At 56.8% G+C, this 18773-nt stretch carries 15 protein-coding genes and 1 tRNA gene; 8 read left to right on the plus strand and 8 right to left on the minus strand.

All coding sequences use genetic code 11. The features are described 5' to 3' along the window. Nucleotides 1–12: 12 nt before the first annotated feature. Both nudB and aspS read right to left on the minus strand, forming a co-directional pair. Complete coding sequence (gene nudB, locus ACVV26_RS13470) at nucleotides 13–456, minus strand: dihydroneopterin triphosphate diphosphatase (protein ID WP_474797578.1); 444 nt, start codon at nucleotides 454–456, stop codon at nucleotides 13–15. A gap of 1 nt (nucleotide 457) precedes the next feature. Continuing rightward, on the minus strand, nucleotides 458–2230 hold the full coding sequence (gene aspS / locus ACVV26_RS13475) for an aspartate--tRNA ligase (protein WP_474797580.1): 1773 nt from the start codon (nucleotides 2228–2230) through the stop codon (nucleotides 458–460). A gap of 253 nt (nucleotides 2231–2483) precedes the next feature. Here aspS and ACVV26_RS13480 point away from each other — a divergent pair, with 253 nt between their 5' ends. From ACVV26_RS13480 to cmoB, 5 genes are all read left to right on the plus strand, one after another. Continuing rightward, the gene (locus tag ACVV26_RS13480; RefSeq protein WP_474797582.1) at nucleotides 2484–3050 is read left to right on the plus strand and encodes a hydrolase; all 567 of its coding nucleotides are present in this window, start codon (nucleotides 2484–2486) and stop codon (nucleotides 3048–3050) included. Beyond that, on the plus strand, nucleotides 3047–3865 hold the full coding sequence (locus tag ACVV26_RS13485) for a DUF72 domain-containing protein (RefSeq protein WP_474797584.1): 819 nt from the start codon (nucleotides 3047–3049) through the stop codon (nucleotides 3863–3865). Before ACVV26_RS13480 ends, ACVV26_RS13485 begins: the two co-directional genes overlap by 4 nt. 69 nt (nucleotides 3866–3934) lie before the next feature. Beyond that, nucleotides 3935–4330 carry an MAPEG family protein gene (locus ACVV26_RS13490; protein WP_474797586.1) on the plus strand — a complete coding sequence of 132 codons (396 nt, stop codon included), beginning with the start codon at nucleotides 3935–3937 and terminating at the stop codon, nucleotides 4328–4330. A 39-nt stretch (nucleotides 4331–4369) separates the two neighbouring features. Beyond that, nucleotides 4370–5116: a carboxy-S-adenosyl-L-methionine synthase CmoA gene (cmoA, locus tag ACVV26_RS13495; RefSeq protein ID WP_474797588.1), complete on the plus strand. Its 747-nt coding sequence runs from the start codon at nucleotides 4370–4372 to the stop codon at nucleotides 5114–5116. Beyond that, nucleotides 5109–6080 (plus strand): tRNA 5-methoxyuridine(34)/uridine 5-oxyacetic acid(34) synthase CmoB, encoded by a 972-nt coding sequence (gene cmoB, locus ACVV26_RS13500; RefSeq protein WP_474797590.1) that lies wholly within the window; start codon nucleotides 5109–5111, stop codon nucleotides 6078–6080. The genes cmoA and cmoB overlap by 8 nt, the downstream gene beginning before the upstream one ends. Nucleotides 6081–6115: 35 nt before the next feature. Here the strand turns inward: cmoB and ACVV26_RS13505 are convergent, their stop codons facing one another. Together ACVV26_RS13505 and cutC are read right to left on the minus strand one after the other, a co-directional pair. After that, nucleotides 6116–9901 carry an NAD(P)-binding protein gene (locus ACVV26_RS13505; RefSeq protein ID WP_474797592.1) on the minus strand — a complete coding sequence of 1262 codons (3786 nt, stop codon included), beginning with the start codon at nucleotides 9899–9901 and terminating at the stop codon, nucleotides 6116–6118. An 825-nt stretch (nucleotides 9902–10726) separates the two neighbouring features. Next, complete coding sequence (cutC, locus tag ACVV26_RS13510) at nucleotides 10727–11467, minus strand: copper homeostasis protein CutC (RefSeq protein ID WP_474797594.1); 741 nt, start codon at nucleotides 11465–11467, stop codon at nucleotides 10727–10729. 85 nt (nucleotides 11468–11552) lie between these two features. Between cutC and ACVV26_RS13515 the strand changes: the two genes are divergently transcribed. Continuing rightward, entirely contained in the window at nucleotides 11553–12692 is a 1140-nt protein-coding gene (locus ACVV26_RS13515; protein ID WP_474797596.1) for a MalY/PatB family protein, read from the plus strand. 1 nt (nucleotide 12693) lies between these two features. Here ACVV26_RS13515 and ACVV26_RS13520 read toward each other — a convergent pair whose 3' ends face one another. Continuing rightward, nucleotides 12694–13257 (minus strand): VOC family protein, encoded by a 564-nt coding sequence (locus ACVV26_RS13520; RefSeq protein WP_474797598.1) that lies wholly within the window; start codon nucleotides 13255–13257, stop codon nucleotides 12694–12696. A 193-nt stretch (nucleotides 13258–13450) separates the two neighbouring features. Here ACVV26_RS13520 and argS point away from each other — a divergent pair, with 193 nt between their 5' ends. Together argS and ACVV26_RS13530 are read left to right on the plus strand one after the other, a co-directional pair. Continuing rightward, on the plus strand, nucleotides 13451–15181 hold the full coding sequence (gene argS / locus ACVV26_RS13525; protein WP_474797600.1) for an arginine--tRNA ligase: 1731 nt from the start codon (nucleotides 13451–13453) through the stop codon (nucleotides 15179–15181). 202 nt (nucleotides 15182–15383) lie between these two features. Beyond that, nucleotides 15384–15471: transfer RNA gene (locus tag ACVV26_RS13530), tRNA-Ser, on the plus strand. Between the two features lie 98 nt (nucleotides 15472–15569). On the opposite strand, the gene ACVV26_RS13535 is transcribed toward ACVV26_RS13530, so the two are convergent. From ACVV26_RS13535 to azuC, 3 genes are all read right to left on the minus strand, one after another. After that, complete coding sequence (locus tag ACVV26_RS13535; RefSeq protein WP_474797602.1) at nucleotides 15570–17894, minus strand: FdhF/YdeP family oxidoreductase; 2325 nt, start codon at nucleotides 17892–17894, stop codon at nucleotides 15570–15572. Between the two features lie 239 nt (nucleotides 17895–18133). Then, nucleotides 18134–18382, minus strand: coding sequence for a DUF2766 family protein (locus tag ACVV26_RS13540; RefSeq protein ID WP_312985310.1), 249 nt, complete (start codon nucleotides 18380–18382; stop codon nucleotides 18134–18136). Between the two features lie 233 nt (nucleotides 18383–18615). Beyond that, nucleotides 18616–18699 carry a stress response protein AzuC gene (gene azuC, locus ACVV26_RS13545; protein ID WP_085949471.1) on the minus strand — a complete coding sequence of 28 codons (84 nt, stop codon included), beginning with the start codon at nucleotides 18697–18699 and terminating at the stop codon, nucleotides 18616–18618. Nucleotides 18700–18773: the final 74 nt, after the last annotated feature.

The raw sequence follows: 18773 nt of genomic DNA on the forward strand, positions 1-18773 counted from the left end.
GAGCGCGCCTTGTCAGGCCGCGTTAATAATAAATTCTTCAATCGCTTGCCGGTTGCTCCACGATTTGGTAAGCGCGGCGGCTTGCGCCGCATCTACCCAGCGGTAGGTTAAGTGTTCGGTGAACACAATCTCCCGCTCGCCCGGAAGCGCCAGGCAAAACCAGGATTCAGTATTTCGCATGATTCCCGGCGCGTAGCGATGACGTAAATGACTAAAAATTTCAAACTCCACCGTGCGTTGACAGTCCATCAAGGTCAGTTGCTCAGCGGCAACGTCAATCGAGACCTCTTCCTTTACTTCACGCGCGGCGGCCTGCGGCGCGGTTTCCCCTTCTTCTATGCTGCCGGTAACCGACTGCCAAAAATCCGGGTCATCGCGCCGCTGCAACATCAGCACCCGCTTCGTATCTCTCGCAAAAATCACTACCAGGACAGAAACGGGACGCTTATAGGCCATATTAGTTTTTCTCTTCCTTCTTCACGACGGCGATACCCAGCTCTTCCAGCGCCGCCTGGTTGGCGAAGCTTGGCGCTTCAGTCATCAGGCATGCCGCAGCGGTGGTTTTCGGGAAGGCAATCACGTCGCGAATGTTGTCGGTGCCGGTCAGCAGCATGGTCAGACGATCCAGACCAAACGCCAGGCCCGCGTGCGGCGGCGTACCGAATTTCAGGGCGTCGAGCAGGAAGCCGAATTTCTCGCGCTGTTCCTGTTCGTTAATGCCCAGGATGCCGAACACGGTCTGCTGCATTTCGCCGCTGTAAATACGGACGGAACCACCGCCCACTTCGTAACCGTTAATCACCATATCGTAGGCGTTGGCCACGGCATTTTCCGGCGCGGCTTTCAGCTCGGCGGCGGTCATGTCTTTCGGAGAGGTGAACGGGTGGTGCATCGCGGTCAGGCCGCCTTCGCCGTCTTCTTCAAACATCGGGAAGTCGATCACCCACAGCGGCGCCCAGGCGCTTTCGTCGGTGATTTTCAGGTCTTTGCCGAGTTTGAGACGCAGCGCGCCCAGCGCATCGGCAACGATTTTTTTGTTATCCGCGCCGAAGAAAATCATGTCGCCGTCCTGTGCGCCGGTGCGTTCAAGGATCACGTTAATGATGTCGGCATTGAGGAATTTGGCGATCGGGCTGTTAATGCCGTCGATACCGGCGCTGCGCTGGTTAACTTTGATGTACGCCAGGCCTTTCGCGCCGTAGATGGTGACGAATTTGCCGTACTCATCGATCTGCTTACGGGTCAGCTCAGCGCCGCCCGGTACGCGCAGGGCCGCCACGCGGCCTTTGGCATCGTTCGCCGGGCCAGCAAATACGCTGAATTCCACGTCTTTCACCAGATCGGCGACGTCCACCAGCTCCATCGGGTTACGCAGATCCGGTTTATCGGAACCGTAACGGCGCTCGGCTTCGGCAAAGGTCATGACCGGGAATGCGCCCAGGTCAACGCCTTTCACGTCGAGCCACAGATCGTGAACCAGTTGTTCCATCACTTCACGCACCTGCGGTGCGGTCATGAACGAGGTTTCCACATCGATCTGGGTAAATTCAGGCTGACGGTCTGCACGCAAATCTTCGTCGCGGAAGCACTTCACAATTTGATAGTAGCGGTCAAAGCCGGACATCATCAGCAGCTGTTTGAACAGCTGAGGCGACTGCGGCAGCGCGTAGAATTTGCCTTTATGAACGCGAGACGGCACCAGATAGTCGCGCGCGCCTTCCGGCGTGGCTTTGGTGAGCATCGGGGTTTCGATATCGAGGAAACCGTGGTCGTCCATAAAGCGGCGCACGAAGCTGGTAATTTTCGCGCGAGTTTTCAGGCGCTGAGCCATTTCCGGACGACGCAAATCCAGGTAGCGGTATTTGAGACGCGCTTCTTCGGTGTTCACCTGGTTGGAGTCCAGCGGCAGCGGCTCGGCGCGGTTAATGATGTTCAGTTCGGTGGCGAACACTTCCACTTCGCCGGTCGCCATGTCGCGGTTAATATTGCGTTCATCGCGCGCGCGCACCAGGCCTTTGATTTGAATGCAGAACTCATTACGCAACTCGGAAGCCAGCTTGAACGCCGCATCGCGGTCGGGATCAAAGAACACCTGAACAATGCCTTCACGGTCACGCATATCGATAAAAATAAGGCTCCCGAGATCGCGACGACGATTAACCCAACCACACAGCGTCACTTCTTGTCCCACATGGGACTTATTGAGCTGCCCGCAATATTCTGTACGCATGAGATATCCCTTAATTTTGCCGCAGGCCGTTTGTCACCTGCCCCGCAGGCACCACTGTCGCAGCTTTACACTGGATGAAAAAAGGCGGCTATTATACTGGAATTTCCGCAGTTCGATAAGCCCGAACCCGCATGGTCGCGCGATTGCTATGCGCCAAATGGCCGATTCTCACAAAAATTAACAAAAATTGAGGCCGGATCGCCTGCCAGGTGCAGGTAAGGTAACAAAAATTTCCCATAATGAAGAGATGACTATGTTGACGTTAAACACCGCCTCCACCGCTTTAGTGATTATCGATTTGCAGGAAGGCATTCTGCCGTTCGCAGGCGGCCCGCACAGTGCCGACGAGGTGGTCGCCCGCAGCGCACGGCTGGCAGAGCACTTTCGCGCCAAAGGCGCGCCGGTGGTGATGGTGCGCGTCGGCTGGTCGGCGGATTTCGCCGAGGCGCTAAAACAGCCGGTAGATGCCGCCGCGCCCGCCCAGGCGCTGCCGCAGGAGTGGTGGCACTATCCGATGGCATTAGGTAAACGTGACAGCGATATTGAAGTCACCAAACGTCAGTGGGGCGCGTTTTACGGTACGGATCTGGAATTACAGCTGCGCCGCCGCGGCATTGACACTATCGTGCTGTGCGGGATTTCCACCAACATCGGCGTGGAGTCCACCGCGCGCAACGCCTGGGAGCTCGGCTTCGCGCTGGTGCTGGCGGAGGACGCCTGTAGCGCCGCCAGCGCCGGGCAGCATCAGAACAGTTTCACCCATATTTTCCCCCGCATCGCCCGCGTGCGTTCGGTGGAGGAGATTATCGCCGCCTTATGATGTATATCGGCCTGCCGCAGTGGTCGCACCCCAAATGGGGGCGGCTTGGTATCAGTACGCTGGAGGATTACGCCCGCCACTTTAACTGCGTGGAAGGCAATACTACGCTGTACGCGCTGCCTAAAGCGGAGCTTGTCGACCGCTGGTATGCCCAGACTACCGATGATTTCCGCTTCTGTTTTAAATTCCCGGCGACCATTTCCCACCAGGCCGCGCTGCGCCAGTGCGAGGATTTGAAGCAGGAATTTTTCACCCGTTTAGCGCCGCTTGCCGGGCGCATCGGGCAGTACTGGCTACAGCTTCCGGCGGCGTTTGGCCCGCAGGATCTCCCGGCGCTGTGGGCGTTTCTCGACGGGCTGCCCGGTGAATTCACCTACGGCGTGGAAGTGCGCCATCCGGCGTTTTTCGCCAAAGGCGACGCGGAGCAGACGCTGAATCGCGGGCTGCATCAGCGCGGCGTCAACCGGGTCATGCTGGACAGCCGCCCGGTGCATTCGGCGATCCCTGGCACCCAGGAAATCATCGACGCCCAGCGTAAAAAACCAAAGGTGCCGGTACATGCGCTGGTGACGGCAGCGCACCCGATGGTGCGGTTTATCGGCAGCGACGATATGGCCCGTAACGCCGAGTTTTTTGAGGTGTGGCTGGGCAAACTCGCCGACTGGCAGCAAACCACCACGCCGTACCTGTTTTTGCATACCCCGGATATCGCCCAGGCCCCGGAACTGGTGCACACGCTGTGGCCGAAAATGCAACGCGCGTTTAGCGGGCTGGGCAGCGAACCCGCTATCCCCCATCAAAACTCACTCCTTTAGGCGGTGGAGAGTTCCCGTGACTCCAGGCTATGATACGTAAAGCCATTTTTGGTTCTAAAGGGAGTTTGTATGGTCAGCGCGCTGTATGCCGTGTTGGGAGCCTTGTTACTGCTTAAGTTTTCTTTGGATGTAGTACGGATGCGCATGCAATACCGCGTTTCCTGGGGCGACGGCGGCTTTAGTGAACTGCAAAGTGTGATTCGCATTCACGGCAACGCGGTAGAAAATATCCCCGTGGCGCTGCTCCTGCTGCTGTTTATGGAGATGAACGGCGCGGAAACCTGGATGGTTCACGTCTGCGGCATTTTGATGATTATCGGACGCCTGCTGCACTACTACGGCTATCATCACCGCCTGATTCGCTGGCGGCGGTCCGGGGCCAGCGCCACCTGGGTTTCGATGTTGCTGATGGTGCTGGCCAACGTCTGGTATATGCCGTGGGAGTTGGTTTTCTCGATTCATTAGCGCAAAATACGCGCCTTTCGTTATTCCCGGAATTTTTGTATGTCTGACCGCGACACCCTTTTCTCTGCGCCGGTGGCAAAACTCGGCGACTGGACCTTCGATGAACGCGTGGCTGAAGTCTTCCCCGACATGATCCAGCGTTCGGTCCCTGGCTATTCAAATATTATCTCGATGATCGGTATGCTGGCGGGCCGCTTCGTGAAGCCGAATACCCAGGTTTACGATTTGGGCTGCTCGCTGGGCGCGGCGACGCTGTCGGTGCGCCGCAATATTTCCCACGAGGGCTGCCAGATTATCGCCGTGGACAACTCCGCCGCGATGGTCGAGCGCTGCCGCCGCCATATCGACGCTTTTAAAGCCCAGACGCCGGTGGTGGTGGTCGAGGACGATATCCAGAATATCACCATCGAAAACGCCTCGATGGTGGTGCTTAACTTCACCCTCCAGTTCCTGAATCCGGTCGATCGCCAGACGCTGCTGAACAAAATCTACCAGGGGTTGATCCCCGGCGGCGCGCTGGTGCTGTCGGAAAAATTCAGTTTTGAAGACAGTGAAGTGGGCGATCTGCTGTTCAACATGCACCACGACTTTAAACGCGCCAACGGCTACAGCGAGCTGGAAATTAGCCAGAAGCGCAGCATGCTGGAAAACGTGATGCTCACCGATTCGGTGGAAACCCACAAAGCGCGCCTGCATCTGGCCGGTTTTGAGCACTGCGAACTGTGGTTCCAGTGCTTTAACTTCGGCTCGCTGGTGGCACTGAAGGCCGGGGGTAGCCATGATTGATTTCGGTAAATTTTACCAGCGTATCGCCTGTACGCCGCTGGCACCGTGGCTTGAAACGCTGCCGGCGCAAATCGCCCAGTGGCAGCGCGAGTCCCTGCACGGCCAGTTTAAACTCTGGCACAGCAGCGTTGAACACCTGCCCACCCTGACGCCGCATCACCTCGATCTGCTGCACAGCGTTACCGCGCAGGCGGAACAGCCGTTAAGCGACGGGCACCGCCAGCGTATCGAAACCCTGCTGCGCAATCTGATGCCGTGGCGCAAAGGGCCGTTTTCGCTGTACGGCGTGGATATCGACACCGAATGGCGCTCCGACTGGAAGTGGGACCGCGTGTTGCCGCATCTGTCGCCGCTGGAAGGCCGCACCATCCTCGACGTCGGCTGCGGCAGCGGCTACCACCTGTGGCGAATGATCGGCGCGGGCGCGCATCTGGCGGTGGGCATTGACCCGATGCAGTTGTTCCTGTGCCAGTTCGAAGCGGTGCGCAAACTGCTGGGCGATGACCAACGCGCGTATCTGCTGCCGCTGGGCATTGAACAGCTTCCGGCGCTAAAAGCCTTTGACACCGTGTTCTCGATGGGCGTGCTGTATCACCGCCGCTCGCCGCTGGATCATCTTTGGCAATTGAAAGATCAGCTGGTCTCTGAAGGCGAACTGGTGCTGGAAACCCTGGTGGTGGAAGGTGATGAAAATACCGTGCTGGTGCCGGGCGATCGCTACGCGCAGATGCGCAACGTTTACTTTATTCCGTCTGCGCTGGCGCTGAAAAACTGGCTGGAGAAATGCGGCTTCGTGGATGTCCGCATTGTCGATAGTTGCGTCACCTCGCTGGAAGAACAGCGCCGTACTGACTGGATGACCACCGATTCGCTGGAAGCATTCTTATCGCCGGACGACCACAGCAAAACTGTTGAAGGCTACCCTGCCCCGCTGCGCGCGGTGCTGGTAGCGCGCAAGCCCTAAACCTGAAGCCGCCGGTTATCCCGGCGGCCCCGGTTTTACATCCCTGCGCCGACGCGTTTCAGGCGCGACGCCACTTTCTCCGCCGCCTTTTTCCCTGCCAGGAAGGCGTGATCCGAGTTGTAGTACTCCCACTCGCTGTACCTGCCTGCCAGGATAACGTCATATTTCAGCAGCCACTGGCGCACCGTTTCGACGTTTGCCGCCCGCGCATGGTCGTAAATCACATAAGCGTACGGAATATCCACCAGATTGGCGGTGAGAATTTCATCGTCCGGGTTAATCATTCCCACGTTGATGCACTCTTCGATGCAGCGGTCGATCAGCGCCTGGCCATCCAGCGGCAGCGGTACATCCTGGGAATAGGTAATTTCACAGGTCAGGCCGCAACCGCCCGGCGGATTACAATGCGGGCTGGCGTTACCCTGCACGAAGATGCGGTGAAAAATGGTCTCTTCCGGGTAGTAAACCCAGTGCTTCTCGGTGAGATCGCTACGCCCGACGCCCAGGTTGACGCAGCGCACCGAGGTGTGGCGCAACCCTTTGGCGGCGCTAAGCACGTCCTCCGGCACTTCCCCGCCCAGCATATTAACCAGAACCGGCAGCGGCATGGTGCTGATCAGCTGTTCATAGCGGTAGCGCCGCCCATCGGCCAGCACCGCGATATGCTCGCGCGGCAGCAGCTTGATGATTTTAGCGTTGGTTTCCAGTTTGCCTTTCAGCAACGGCAGGAAACCGGACATCAGCGCCTGGAAGCCGCCGCGCAACGGGTAGCCAAAGCGGGCGTTGGGCCCAACGGGTTTGGTGCTGGGCGCTAACGCGCCATCAATAATCTGCCCGATATCCGGCAGCGGAACTCGCCCGCCAAGCCATGAGGTCTCCATTTCAGATAGCGGCACTTTCCACAGTTTTTGGTTGTAGGGAACGGCGAAGTATTTGGCGATCCCGGCCCCCCAGGTCTGATAAATAAACTGTTCGAAGTTGGCGGCGCGTTTGTCCCTGGCGGTTAGTGTGCAGTCGTCCTGAGGAACCGCGCCGTCACCGCAGCAATCCTCCATTTTTAACGCTGGCGCATTCGCGGGTTGCAGGCGGTTAGCGGCGTTGTATTGCGCCTCCACCGCGCCGAGGATGCACTCTTTAATCACCGGCGCGGGCAAGCCATACAGCGCGCCCTGGAACGGGTAGCGGGTATAGGTGTTCTGGCTGTATATCCAGGCCTCGCGGTTCTGCCAGTGCAGGTTGTCCTTCAGCAGTAATTCATACATTTCCAGCACGTACGGATCGGCGGAAAACATAATGTGGCCCGCGTAATCGAAGGTAAAACCTTTGTCTTCAACCGAGCGGCACCAGCCGCCGACGGCAGGGTTTTTCTCCAGCAGGACCGACTCTTTACCAATGTGCAGCGCGGCGCTCAGGCCGGTCGGCCCCGCGCCGAGGATCAGGCAGCGGGCAAAGTGCGCATCCTGTTTGGTGGTGCCAGCAATGCGGCTGACCGCCGGGGTAGAACGCGCTAGTTGGGTTTCGATAGTCGCCTGGGCAGGGGTTTCGGTTACCCGCAATGCCTCTGCCATCAGTTTGTGCATGGCCTCGACCGTCGAATCCCAGGAGGTGGCGTTAATGATTGATTTCATCCGCTGCGTCTGGTCCTGGCGGTTGCTTTCGCTGAGCGCCAGCGCCTGCTGGCAGCCACGGACGAAGGCCGCATTATCATCGGCCACAAACACAATATCGCCATAGGGTACTTTTACGTCGGTGATGGCGGTACTGACGATGGGCAACGACGCCGCCATGTACTCCAGCACCTTGGTCGGGCTGATATAGCGAGTAGACGCGTTGAGCGCGAACGGCATCAGGCAGACATCCCACCCGGCTAAAAATTGCGGCAGCGCCTGATACGGCTGCTGACCGAAATAGTGAATATTGGCGCGTTGCGGCAGGCTGGCCGGGTCGATTTTCACCACTGGCCCCACCATCACGACTTGCCACTGCGGGTTGGCGTCCGCCACGGCGGCAATCAGCTCACAGTCGATACGCTCGTCGATAACGCCGTAATAGCCCAGCCGGGGATGCGGCACCTCATCCTGCAACGGATGCGCGTTTTGCCGATCCAGCGCCTGTTCGAAATGGGCGGCGTCAACGCTGCTCGGGAAGCACCAGACATTATCATGGCGATGCTGTTTAGCCGCGTACAGGCTCGGCCCGCCGGTAAACACCAGATCGGCGCGGGTGAGCAGCGCCGATTCGCGCTGCAACAGCTGGCGCGGCGCGTTTTTAAACGCCGAGAGTTCATCCATGCAGTCGTAGATCATCAGCGCAGGGTGAAAAGGCTCCGCCAGCGGCAGCGCCATCGGGGTATAAAACCAGATAATCGGTTCGGGAAATTCACTGCTGAGGGTCGTCATTAAAGGCTGCAATTGCGCGATTTGTTCATCATGGAAACCCGGCGCATGCACGGGGCTATGGGGGCGAATGACCGTGACGTTCGGTGCAGGCGTAGAGCGGTGTAACCCGGCCGCCCCCTCTTCAAAAACCGGTTCTTCAATAAATACCACGGGATAAAATTGCGCGAGGCGCGTTAACAGGTGCTGTGGTCGTTGCCAGACAAAATCCCAACGTAAATGACTAAAAACTACCAGCGTCTTTGTATTCACTATTTGCCCCTTACCAGCCTGTCGCAAGCGATGCTGGTCTTGAAAATGTGCAAGAGAACGTTGCGCGCGGCGAAATGCTCGCGCGTAGGGGAAATCAATTTTTCGCAACAGGGGATCGGCACCCTCATGCAGCGGTTCCCACAAACCGCTGCGATGCCAGACCTGCGCATCCTCCCAGTCGGGACGGTCGAGGATTGGATAGACGCATATGCCGCGAATATCCGCGCCCGTTAGCTGCGCATGCGCCACTTCCGTTGCAATGTGATTTATCCAGGCCCCGCGCCCACTGCCAACGTGGCTGGTTTCAGCCAACAGCAACGGCCGTCGGTATCGCTGATGTAGTTCTGCAAGCATTTCAAAAAGCGGCTTTCGCCGCGCATCGCCTAAATGCCACGGCAGAGGTTGCCTGTTATCAACCTGCCACTGGTTGTTGTGGTAATAATTCGCGCCAATGATATCGAGATAGCGCGCTGCGCCGCCTAATTCCGGCGCTTCCCTTCCGCACAGCATGTCCCACGCCTGGTACTGGGCATGGGTCTCTGCGACGGCAAGCCGTTGCGACTCGTCATCCAGCGGGTTCGGCAGTGGATGAATAATCGGATCGCAGTGTAAAATTCGCGCCCGGCTGTCGGCCTGCCAGATGGCATCGCAGGCGGCAATGGCCGCGCGCACCAACTGGCGTTTACAGGCGTGGCCGGTTTCCTCGCCAGTCGGTTCCGTTGAGGGGATAAATCCCACCGACAGCGCCCAACTGGTAAACGAGATCTCATTCACTGGCGAATAGACCGGCGCATCGCGATACCAGGGCTTGAGAAACCGTGCCAGCGCGCCGCAAAACTGGGCAAAGCGCGGCACGAAATCGGCATCCAGGATCGATAACTCCGTCGGCCAGCCGTAATGGCAAATGGTCCAGCACACCTGAACACGGTGCTCGCGGGCGGCGATCATGCGTTTCGCCACCGAGGAAAAATCGTAGCCGCCCTGGCGATCTGCTAACCGCCAGCCCACGCTTTCCCGCACCGTGGCAACATCGAAGCGCTTAAGCCTGCCGTAATCCTCCGCCGCCTTCTCCAGATGCCCGGTGGCCTCATTCATCGAAAGCGGCACGCCCAGCCGATTAACATGATCGGCACCTTCATAACCCGCCTGCCAGAAACTGCTGAACAGCACCATCTCCCTCTCTTAACAGCTAAAAGCCGCTTACGTAAGGAATCGTTGGGAGGGTTATCTCAGGGTATCGGGTCGACATCGGCTATAAAAAGGCATAGCCATCCTGCACCTTGAGATAAGGCTCATTAAATGTAAAACAACAAAGAAAATAACCGGCAGGGCACAGGTGTTTATTAAACGCTATTTCCGCCCGGTGTTTAATTTTGGCCCATGCTTTAACAGAACGCCAATCCTGACAATAAAATAAATGGCGTAAAGATTAATTTTTTTGTTTAACGCGCCAGGCTTAAACGAAACAAATAAAAGCGTCAAACATCATTAATTCATACAAATGTTTCATAGCAGAATTTTTTGACATAAATTAAGGCGCCTGCGCATAATGAACATCATCATTATTAACAGCCCATTACCTTCACTTACGCGAGCCGCTCCCTCTCCGCAGCCTTGAGGCCATTCACACATGGATTTTATTTGAATTATTTATTTACCTTTCAGAAATATTTTCCGGTAGCGTAAAAATAAGTTTTCGCCATACGGTGCGGTAAACTTTACGCAAAATGTAATCTTATCACAAAATATATCGCGCTTAAGCGAAGCGCAATAAACCCGCGAACCAGCATTCAATGAGAAATAATATTCACGCCTGTCTGGTGCGTTATTTGTTATTCAACACATTCATTTCACGCCACATTTATTTAACGCAAAGTCATTGAGTTGTTGTTTGCCGTTTCGCTTCCGGGCATAAAAAAAGCCCCAGCAAAATGCCGGGGCCTGGTACGAGCAAACATCATATTGGGCGACATGATGCGCGGTAAAAAAACGGTTTCATTACGAGGCGGTGGCCAGAGCCGCTTTCATCGCGGCGACGGCCTCACCCTCCACGCAATAGCGGGAATATTCATCGGCGTCAGCGTCGGCAGACATCGATACCCCCGGATTGCGATAGCGCATGGCAGACGGGACTTTCTTCCCCGCTGAGCTGTGAAGCTCGCTAACGCCCTGCGCGATAAACGTGTCCAGATTGCTAAGCCTGACGCCTGCACCGGCCATAATGATTGGAGCATCAGAGTGCGCGATTAGTTCCGCAATTTTTGAAATACCTTTTTCTGCACTGGCCTGTTGGCCCGATGTCAGCACCCGCGCCACGCCCAACTCCGCCAGTTTATCCATTGCATTGAACGGGTTAGCGCACATATCAAAGGCGCGATGAAACGTGACCGCCATGCCCTGCGCCGCGTCCATGATTTGCCGCATTCTCGGCATATCCACCTCGCCATCTTCGGTGAGGATACCCGTCACCAGGCCGGGATAACCTAACTCGCGGATCAGCGCGATGTCCTCCAGCATGATGGCGAACTCGCTGGCGCTGTAGCAGAAGTCGCCGCCGCGTGGACGCACAATCGGATGCACCGGGATTGATACCGTTGCGCGTACGGCCTTTAACGTGCCCGCTGAAGGTGTTAAACCGCCCTCTGCGGGCGCGCTGCATAATTCAATTCGATCCGCACCAGCGGATTGCGCCGTTACCGCGCATTCCAGCGAGTAACAGCAAATTTCCAGTAAAGCCATTGAATCCCCTAAGAACTGTGAAAACCGTTGTGTCATCCTTGCCGAATGCTAGTCTGAAGGAACCGATAAATCAGGGCAACGTATCATGGCATTCAATTTCAACCAACAATCGGACCGCCGTCACAGCGATAGCGTCAAATGGAATAAATACGCTGAGAACGTGTTGCCGATGTGGGTGGCGGATATGGACTATCCCACCGCGCCCTGCGTAATTGAGGCGCTCCAGCACAGGGTGGCCCACGGGATCTTCGGCTATGGAACGGCACCCGATGAACTCTATCGCGTGGCGATCGCCCATCTGAAAGCGCGCTACCAGTGGGACGTCAAACCCGAATGGCTGATACCGCTGCCCGGCGTGGTAAGCGGGTTGAATCTGGCGGTGCGGGCGTTCACTGAATCGCACCAACGTTCTCTGGCGCCCTCACCTGTTTATCCACCGTTTTATAAGGCGGCGCAGTTGGCAGGCCGCCAGCAGCAGCCGATCCCTCTGGTGCTGGCGCGCGGCCGCTGGGTGATGGACATGGAGGCGGCGCAGGCCAGCTTACAAGGCAATGAAACGTTGCTGATGCTGTGCAACCCGCAGAACCCCGGCGGTACGGTGTACCGTCGCGAAGAGCTGCTGGCGCAACTGGAATTCGCGGAGCGTCACGATTTGATTGTCTGCTCCGATGAGATCCACGGCGAGCTGGTGCTGGAACCGGGCCTGGAACATATTCCCTTTGCCAGCCTTGATGCACGCGCGGCGCAACGCTCCGTCACATTTATTTCCCCGTCCAAAACGTGGAATATCGCCGGTCTGGGCGCATCGCTGGCGATTATTCCCAACCCGCAACTGCGTCGCCGTTTCGAGGTAGCGCGCCTGGGGATTGTTCCTGCGGTGGATGTGCTGGCGATCGCCGCTGCGACTGCGGCATGGCGCGATGGCGAGCCGTGGCGTCTGGCATTGATTGAACATTTGCGTAAACAGCGCGACCGGCTGTGCGCGGCAGTGAATGCACTACCCGGCCTGAGCGTGATACCGCCAGAGGCGACCTATCTGGCATGGGTCGATGCCAGCGCATTGGGCCAGGGCAATCCATGGAACCACTTCCTGCGTCATGGTCTGGCCTTTTCGTCCGGTAAGGATTTTGGCGACGATCGATTTGTGCGCATTAACTTCGGCTGTAGCGACGCTACGCTGGATGAAGCGATAGCGCGGCTTCAGCGCGCCGTCGCCGCAGGGTAGTTTATTCCTGCTCGCTGGCGACGATGGCTTCAATCGACCAGGGATGGAACTTGATGGTAACGGAGCCGTCAGTCACCGCGAGCGTCGGATTCGGCAAGCGCTCGCGTTCGCCTTTCGGGGAGCTGGTTTTTACCGCGATCCCTTTTTGGCTCAGACCCTCGTCGCTCAGCAGCGCCACGGCGCGGGCGTTGAGCGTTTCCGGCTCGCCCGGCAGCACGATTTCAATATGCTCCCAGCCTTCATGCGGGTAGCGCTTCTCTCCCGGCCACGGCAGCTCAACCACGCTGAAGGCCCAGTGCGCCACGCTGATAGGCTGGGCGAGTTTAAACAGACAGATGGGCCGACCATTAATGATTTTTTCCGACAGCAGCGTGCCGCACTGCTCAAAACCTTTACGCCAGCGCTCGGCGGTGGCGTTTTGATGGCAGCGTAGGGAAATATGGTCCGCATCCAGCGGCGCGATGTCGAGGCCCAGGCGCGCGGCCAGCCCGGTTAACGCGTCGGTAAAACGCGGCAAATCCGCCACGATATCCTGTAATTCTTCAATTGATTGCCAGTCTTGCATCTCGATTTCCGGTTTTGGCTACATCGCCATTAATCTACCCTGAAGCGGCTGCTCTACCAAGTTTTAACCAGCTTTTCAGCCGCACCGCGCCATTGCTGACGCTGCAATCCAAATGCAGTATACTTCCGCCTTATTTTTCCATAGACATGACGCGGTTCCGCTGCGGACCGCGTGTTTAACGTAAGGTATTCCGGTGAATATTCAGGCTCTTCTTTCCGATAAAGTCAGTCAGGCAATGATTGCCGCAGGCGCACCTGCCGATTGTGAACCTCAGGTTCGCCAGTCGGCCAAAGCACAGTTCGGCGACTATCAGGCTAATGGCGTGATGTCCGTTGCTAAAAAACTGGGCATGCCGCCGCGACAATTAGCAGAGCTTGTGCTGACCCATCTCGATCTCGCCGGGATTGCTCATAAAGTTGAAATCGCCGGGCCCGGTTTTATCAATATCTTCCTCGACCCGGCGTATCTGTCGGGCCTGGTGGATAGCGCGGTGCTGAGTGAGCGTATCGGCGTGCCGAAAGTGGCGGCGCAAACTATTGTGGTGGACTACTCCGCGCCGAACGTGGCGAAAGAGATGCACGTCGGCCATCTGCGCTCCACCATCATCGGTGATGCGGCGGTGCGTACCCTGGAATTCCTCGGCCATAACGTCATTCGCGCTAACCACGTTGGCGACTGGGGCACCCAGTTCGGGATGCTGATTGCCTATCTGGAAAAACAGCAGAACGAAAACGCCGGTGAAATGGCACTGGCGGATCTGGAAGGGTTCTACCGCGAAGCCAAAAAACACTACGATGAAGACGAAGCTTTTGCGGAACGCGCCCGTAACTATGTGGTGAAACTGCAGGGCGGCGACGAATACTGCCGTGAGATGTGGCGCAAGCTGGTCGATATCACCATGACCCAGAACCAGATCACCTATGAGCGCCTGAACGTGACGTTAACCCGTGACGACGTGATGGGTGAAAGCCTGTACAACCCGATGCTGGCGGGCATCGTTGCCGACCTGAAAGCCAAAGGGCTGGCAGTGGAAAGCGAAGGCGCAACGGTGGTGTTCCTCGACGAGTACAAGAATAAAGAAGGCGAGCCGATGGGCGTGATCATCCAGAAAAAGGATGGCGGCTTCCTGTACACCACAACCGATATTGCCTGCGCTAAATACCGTTATGAAACGCTGCATGCCGACCGCGTGCTGTATTACATCGACTCGCGCCAGCACCAGCATTTGATGCAGGCGTGGACCATTGTGCGCAAAGCGGGCTACGTGCCAGATTCCGTGCCGCTGGAACACCATATGTTCGGCATGATGTTGGGCAAAGACGGTAAACCCTTCAAAACCCGCGCGGGCGGCACCGTTAAGCTGTCCGATCTGCTGGATGAAGCGCTGGAGCGCGCGCGTCGTCTGGTGGCAGAGAAGAACCCGGATATGCCTGCCGATGAGCTGGAAAGCCTGGCGAACGCCGTAGGGATTGGCGCGGTGAAATATGCTGATCTCTCGAAAAACCGCACCACTGATTATATTTTCGACTGGGACAATATGCTGGCGTTTGAAGGCAATACCGCGCCGTATATGCAGTACGCCTATACCCGCGTGCTGTCGATTTTCCGTAAATCAGGTATTGAAGAGAGCATGCTGACCGCGCCGGTGAACATCACCGAAGAGCGTGAAGCGGCGCTGGCGGCGCGTCTGTTGCAGTTTGAAGAGACGCTAAACACCGTGGCGCGTGAAGGGACGCCGCACGTGATGTGCGCCTATCTGTACGATGTGGCGGGTCTGTTCTCTGGCTTCTACGAGCACTGCCCTGTCCTGACCGCTGAAACTGAAGGCGTACGTCAGAGCCGCCTGAAACTGGCGCTGCTGACGGCGAAGACGCTGAAGATTGGTCTTGATACCCTGGGTATTCAGACCGTCGAGCGGATGTAATCTAGCCTTCTTATAAGCGCGTCGAGTACGCGCTTTTTTATTGGGCTGATGCGGCGGGTAAGTCATTTTTATTCGGGCACAAGGAAGATGTTCAACCCTTAACCGAACGCGCAATAAAGAACAAATACCGCTTGACCGTTTTAGCCTGACTCCCTATAGTAGCGCCCCGTTGCACCACGCAGTGGGGCAGCAAAAACAATATGGTGAGGTGTCCGAGTGGCTGAAGGAGCACGCCTGGAAAGTGTGTATACGGCAACGTATCGGGGGTTCGAATCCCCCCCTCACCGCCATATTCCTGAAAAAGGCCCGTACGCAGTACGGGCCTTTTTCTTATCCGCTCCGTGCCGGGGGGATGAGAAGCCCCGACCGGGGTTCGACTTCTGCCCCTCTACCGTCGCGCCCCCGACGTTTCCACCGGCACCTCCACACGCTCCATCGCAATGGGAATGCTCTTGTACGCCGGGATACCGCTCTGGGTATCGTGGCTGTCCAGCGGCACCAGCACGTTAGCTTCCGGGTAATAGGCACCGACCGACCCGGGTGCCATATCAATCACCACGATCGTCAGATTATGCATCCGTCGCGCCGTAGGGTTGCCTTCAGGATCGAGGGCCACAATGTTGACCTGATCGCCCACCCTTAGCTGCCGTTTTTCCGCCTCATCAGGATTGATGAACAGCACGTCGCGGCGCCCCGTCACGCCGCGATAGCGATCGTTCAATCCATACAACGTGGTGTTGTACTGATCATGACTGCGCAGCGTGGTAAGCACCAGATCGTGACATTTCAGCGAACGCGGATCCTCGTTAATTCCCTGCATCACCTTGAACTGTGCTTTACCGGATGGCGTGTTCCAGACGCGCTCAGAAGCGGCGTTATAAAGCCGAAAACCGCCCGGCTTTTTCACCCGCTCGTTATAATCGGCAAACGCCGGGAATACCGCCTCGATCTTCTCGCGGATAAAACTGTAATCCCCCACCAGCCGGTCCCAGTTGACCACGCTGTCAGGAAGCGTCGCTTTGGCAATGCCCGCTACCATCGCTGGCTCTGACAACAGATGCGGCGAAGCGGGTTTCAGGGAGCCGCGTGAGGCGTGCACCATCGACATCGAATCCTCTACCGTAATGCTTTGCGCGCCAGAAGCCTGCTCGTCAATCTCTGTGCGGCCCAGCACCGGCAGCAGATAGTTATGCTTGCCCAGCAGCAGATGAGAACGGTTGAGTTTGGTAGCCATATGCACCACCAGATCGAGATTGCGCATTGCCGGGAATGTCACCTGCGGGTCGGATATCGCTTCCGCCAGGTTACCGCCCAGGCAGAGCAGCGCCTTAGCCTTACCGTCGCGCATCGCCTGAATAGCCGCAACCGCGCCGTGACCGTGTTTCTGCGGCGGCTTAAAGCCAAACACGCGTTCGATGCTGTCGAGCAATTCCTGAGACGGGATTTCCGTGATCCCCACGGTGCGGTCGCCCTGGACATTGGAGTGCCCGCGCAGCGGACAGATGCCCGCGCCTTTTTTGCCGATATTGCCGCGCAGCAGCAGCAGATTGGCGATTTGCTGGACGTTCTGGGTGCCGTACTGATGCTGGGTGATCCCCATGCCGTAGCAGACAATGGTGCGTTGAGCGCTGGCGTAGAGGCGAGCCACGTGTTGAATCTCCTTACGCTCCATGCCGGAAACCTTAAGAATATGATCCCATTCGGTGGCATCGAGGTCAGCTTTTAGTGCCTCAAAACCCTCGGTGTGCTCGCGGATGAAGGCTTCATCCAGCACGCCCGGCTGGCCGTTATTCAGACGCTCTTCATGCATCGACAGCAATATCTTCATCACGCCTTTCAGCATCGCCGCGTCGCCGCCTACGCGCACTTTATAATAGGTCGAAGCCAGCTCGGTAGAGCTTAATGAAAGCATCTCAATGGGGCTTTGCGGTGACGTGAAGCGCTCGAGGCCACGCTCGCGCAGCGGGTTGATGGCGACAATCGTCGCACCGCGTTTTGAGACTTCACGCAGCGTGCCGAGCATACGCGGATGGTTAGTACCCGGGTTGTGGCCGATGCAAAGTACTAAATCGCAGTGGTTAAAATCTTCCAGCTCAACGGTGCCTTTGCCGACGCCAATAGATTCCGGCAGGCCGACGCTGGTCGGTTCGTGACACATGTTCGAGCAGTCCGGGAAGTTGTTGGTGCCGTATTCGCGGGCGAACAGTTGCCACAGGAAAGCCGCTTCATTGGAAGCGCGCCCGGAAGTATAAAACTCCACGCTGTCGGGGTCTTCGTAGCTGCGTAAATGCTCGCCGATTTCGCGAAAAGCGGTTTGCCACTCGATAGGCTGATAAGTATCGGTTGCCGGATCGTATTTCATCGGGTGCGTCAGCCGCCCTTCCCCTTCCAGCTCAAACGCGTTACGTTCCCACAGCTCACTCACGGTATGTGCGGCAAAAAATTCCGGCGTAGTACGTTTACTGGTCGCCTCCCAGGAAACGGCTTTGGCACCGTTTTCACAAAACTCAAACGAGGAGGCATGTTGCGGATCGGGCCAGGCGCAACCCGGGCAGTCAAACCCCTGCGGCTGGTTAACTTTGAACAGGGCAATCACGTCCTGCTTCATCGACATTTGGCCGCGTATGGCGTCAGCAACCGCCTTTAACGCGCCCCACCCGCCTGCGGACCCTCCATAAGGCGCGATGCCGATAGTACGATTTTGCTCTTTCATAGTGCTCCACATTCTCTGGCAGATAATTTGGTTTATAAGCCTGGTACAAAAAAACGGGATAAGCGAAGCAACAAATGGCTTTGCAGGGCTGCCAGAACGATAAAACGCCGGTGCCGCAGCGTGGCTACCACGTACGCTGAAAAGTATGTTGTAACTAATTAACGCCCGGTGTCCTGTTTTCTGCGCAAATAAAAAAAGCCCGCAACTGGACTGCGAGCTTTTTGTTATTTCATCAAGGATCAGTGTGTTTCATTCTGCGGCGTAAATTTCAGCTCAATCAGTGCGATGGCCTTTTGCACCGCGCGCACCGTCACAGGGTCAGCAGCGGCACTCGCCCCCACATTGATCGATTTCAGTTGGCTGGCCATTTTTTCACGCACTTCGACCGGCGCGATAACGTCAATCACGTCGAGGATCTGTTTGATGACCAACTGGCAGGCGACAATATCAGAGACCAGTTCGTCTTCCGGGGTTAATGATTGCGACATGTTCTTCTCCTTAGTTAAGCAGCGCAGCGTAACGGCAAACGCATCAAAACGCGAGCCTGCGCATGCTACGGGATTGATATGAAAGGACGCTGAGAGGATAGCGAAGAAAGATCGGGGGATAAACAAAGAAAGTGAAAAGACGTTTCACTACGGGTATGGTTAATCAATCACTCGCGTGAATACCCGAAGCAGGGCGAAAAAAAAACCTGCCGAAGCAGGTTTTGATGCAGAACTTAGAACATTGCGCCCGGCGGGACGTCTTTGAAAGTGCTGCAGTAGTTTTTGAACATGCTTTTCAGGATAGCGCGCAGTTTCATGGTGTGCTCCATTGTTATTCGTTTGTTATGTGCAGGTGATCTCGTAATGGCTCAATCATATGACCACGGTCACA

Source organism: Atlantibacter sp. MEI4A-1023 (assembly GCF_056155425.1).

What these genes read in the sequence shown, in the direction of transcription:
- nudB (WP_474797578.1), bottom strand. Translation starts at nt 456, where the DNA reads ATGGCCTATAAGCGTCCCGTTTCTGTCCTGGTAGTGATTTTTGCGAGA.
- ACVV26_RS13505 (WP_474797592.1), bottom strand. Translation starts at nt 9,901, where the DNA reads ATGGTGCTGTTCAGCAGTTTCTGGCAGGCGGGTTATGAAGGTGCCGAT.
- ACVV26_RS13485 (WP_474797584.1), top strand. Translation starts at nt 3,047, where the DNA reads ATGATGTATATCGGCCTGCCGCAGTGGTCGCACCCCAAATGGGGGCGG.
- cutC (WP_474797594.1), bottom strand. Translation starts at nt 11,467, where the DNA reads ATGGCTTTACTGGAAATTTGCTGTTACTCGCTGGAATGCGCGGTAACG.
- ACVV26_RS13515 (WP_474797596.1), top strand. Translation starts at nt 11,553, where the DNA reads ATGGCATTCAATTTCAACCAACAATCGGACCGCCGTCACAGCGATAGC.
- cmoA (WP_474797588.1), top strand. Translation starts at nt 4,370, where the DNA reads ATGTCTGACCGCGACACCCTTTTCTCTGCGCCGGTGGCAAAACTCGGC.
- ACVV26_RS13535 (WP_474797602.1), bottom strand. Translation starts at nt 17,894, where the DNA reads ATGAAAGAGCAAAATCGTACTATCGGCATCGCGCCTTATGGAGGGTCC.
- ACVV26_RS13520 (WP_474797598.1), bottom strand. Translation starts at nt 13,257, where the DNA reads ATGCAAGACTGGCAATCAATTGAAGAATTACAGGATATCGTGGCGGAT.
- ACVV26_RS13490 (WP_474797586.1), top strand. Translation starts at nt 3,935, where the DNA reads ATGGTCAGCGCGCTGTATGCCGTGTTGGGAGCCTTGTTACTGCTTAAG.
- cmoB (WP_474797590.1), top strand. Translation starts at nt 5,109, where the DNA reads ATGATTGATTTCGGTAAATTTTACCAGCGTATCGCCTGTACGCCGCTG.
- ACVV26_RS13540 (WP_312985310.1), bottom strand. Translation starts at nt 18,382, where the DNA reads ATGTCGCAATCATTAACCCCGGAAGACGAACTGGTCTCTGATATTGTC.
- ACVV26_RS13480 (WP_474797582.1), top strand. Translation starts at nt 2,484, where the DNA reads ATGTTGACGTTAAACACCGCCTCCACCGCTTTAGTGATTATCGATTTG.
- azuC (WP_085949471.1), bottom strand. Translation starts at nt 18,699, where the DNA reads ATGAAACTGCGCGCTATCCTGAAAAGCATGTTCAAAAACTACTGCAGC.
- aspS (WP_474797580.1), bottom strand. Translation starts at nt 2,230, where the DNA reads ATGCGTACAGAATATTGCGGGCAGCTCAATAAGTCCCATGTGGGACAA.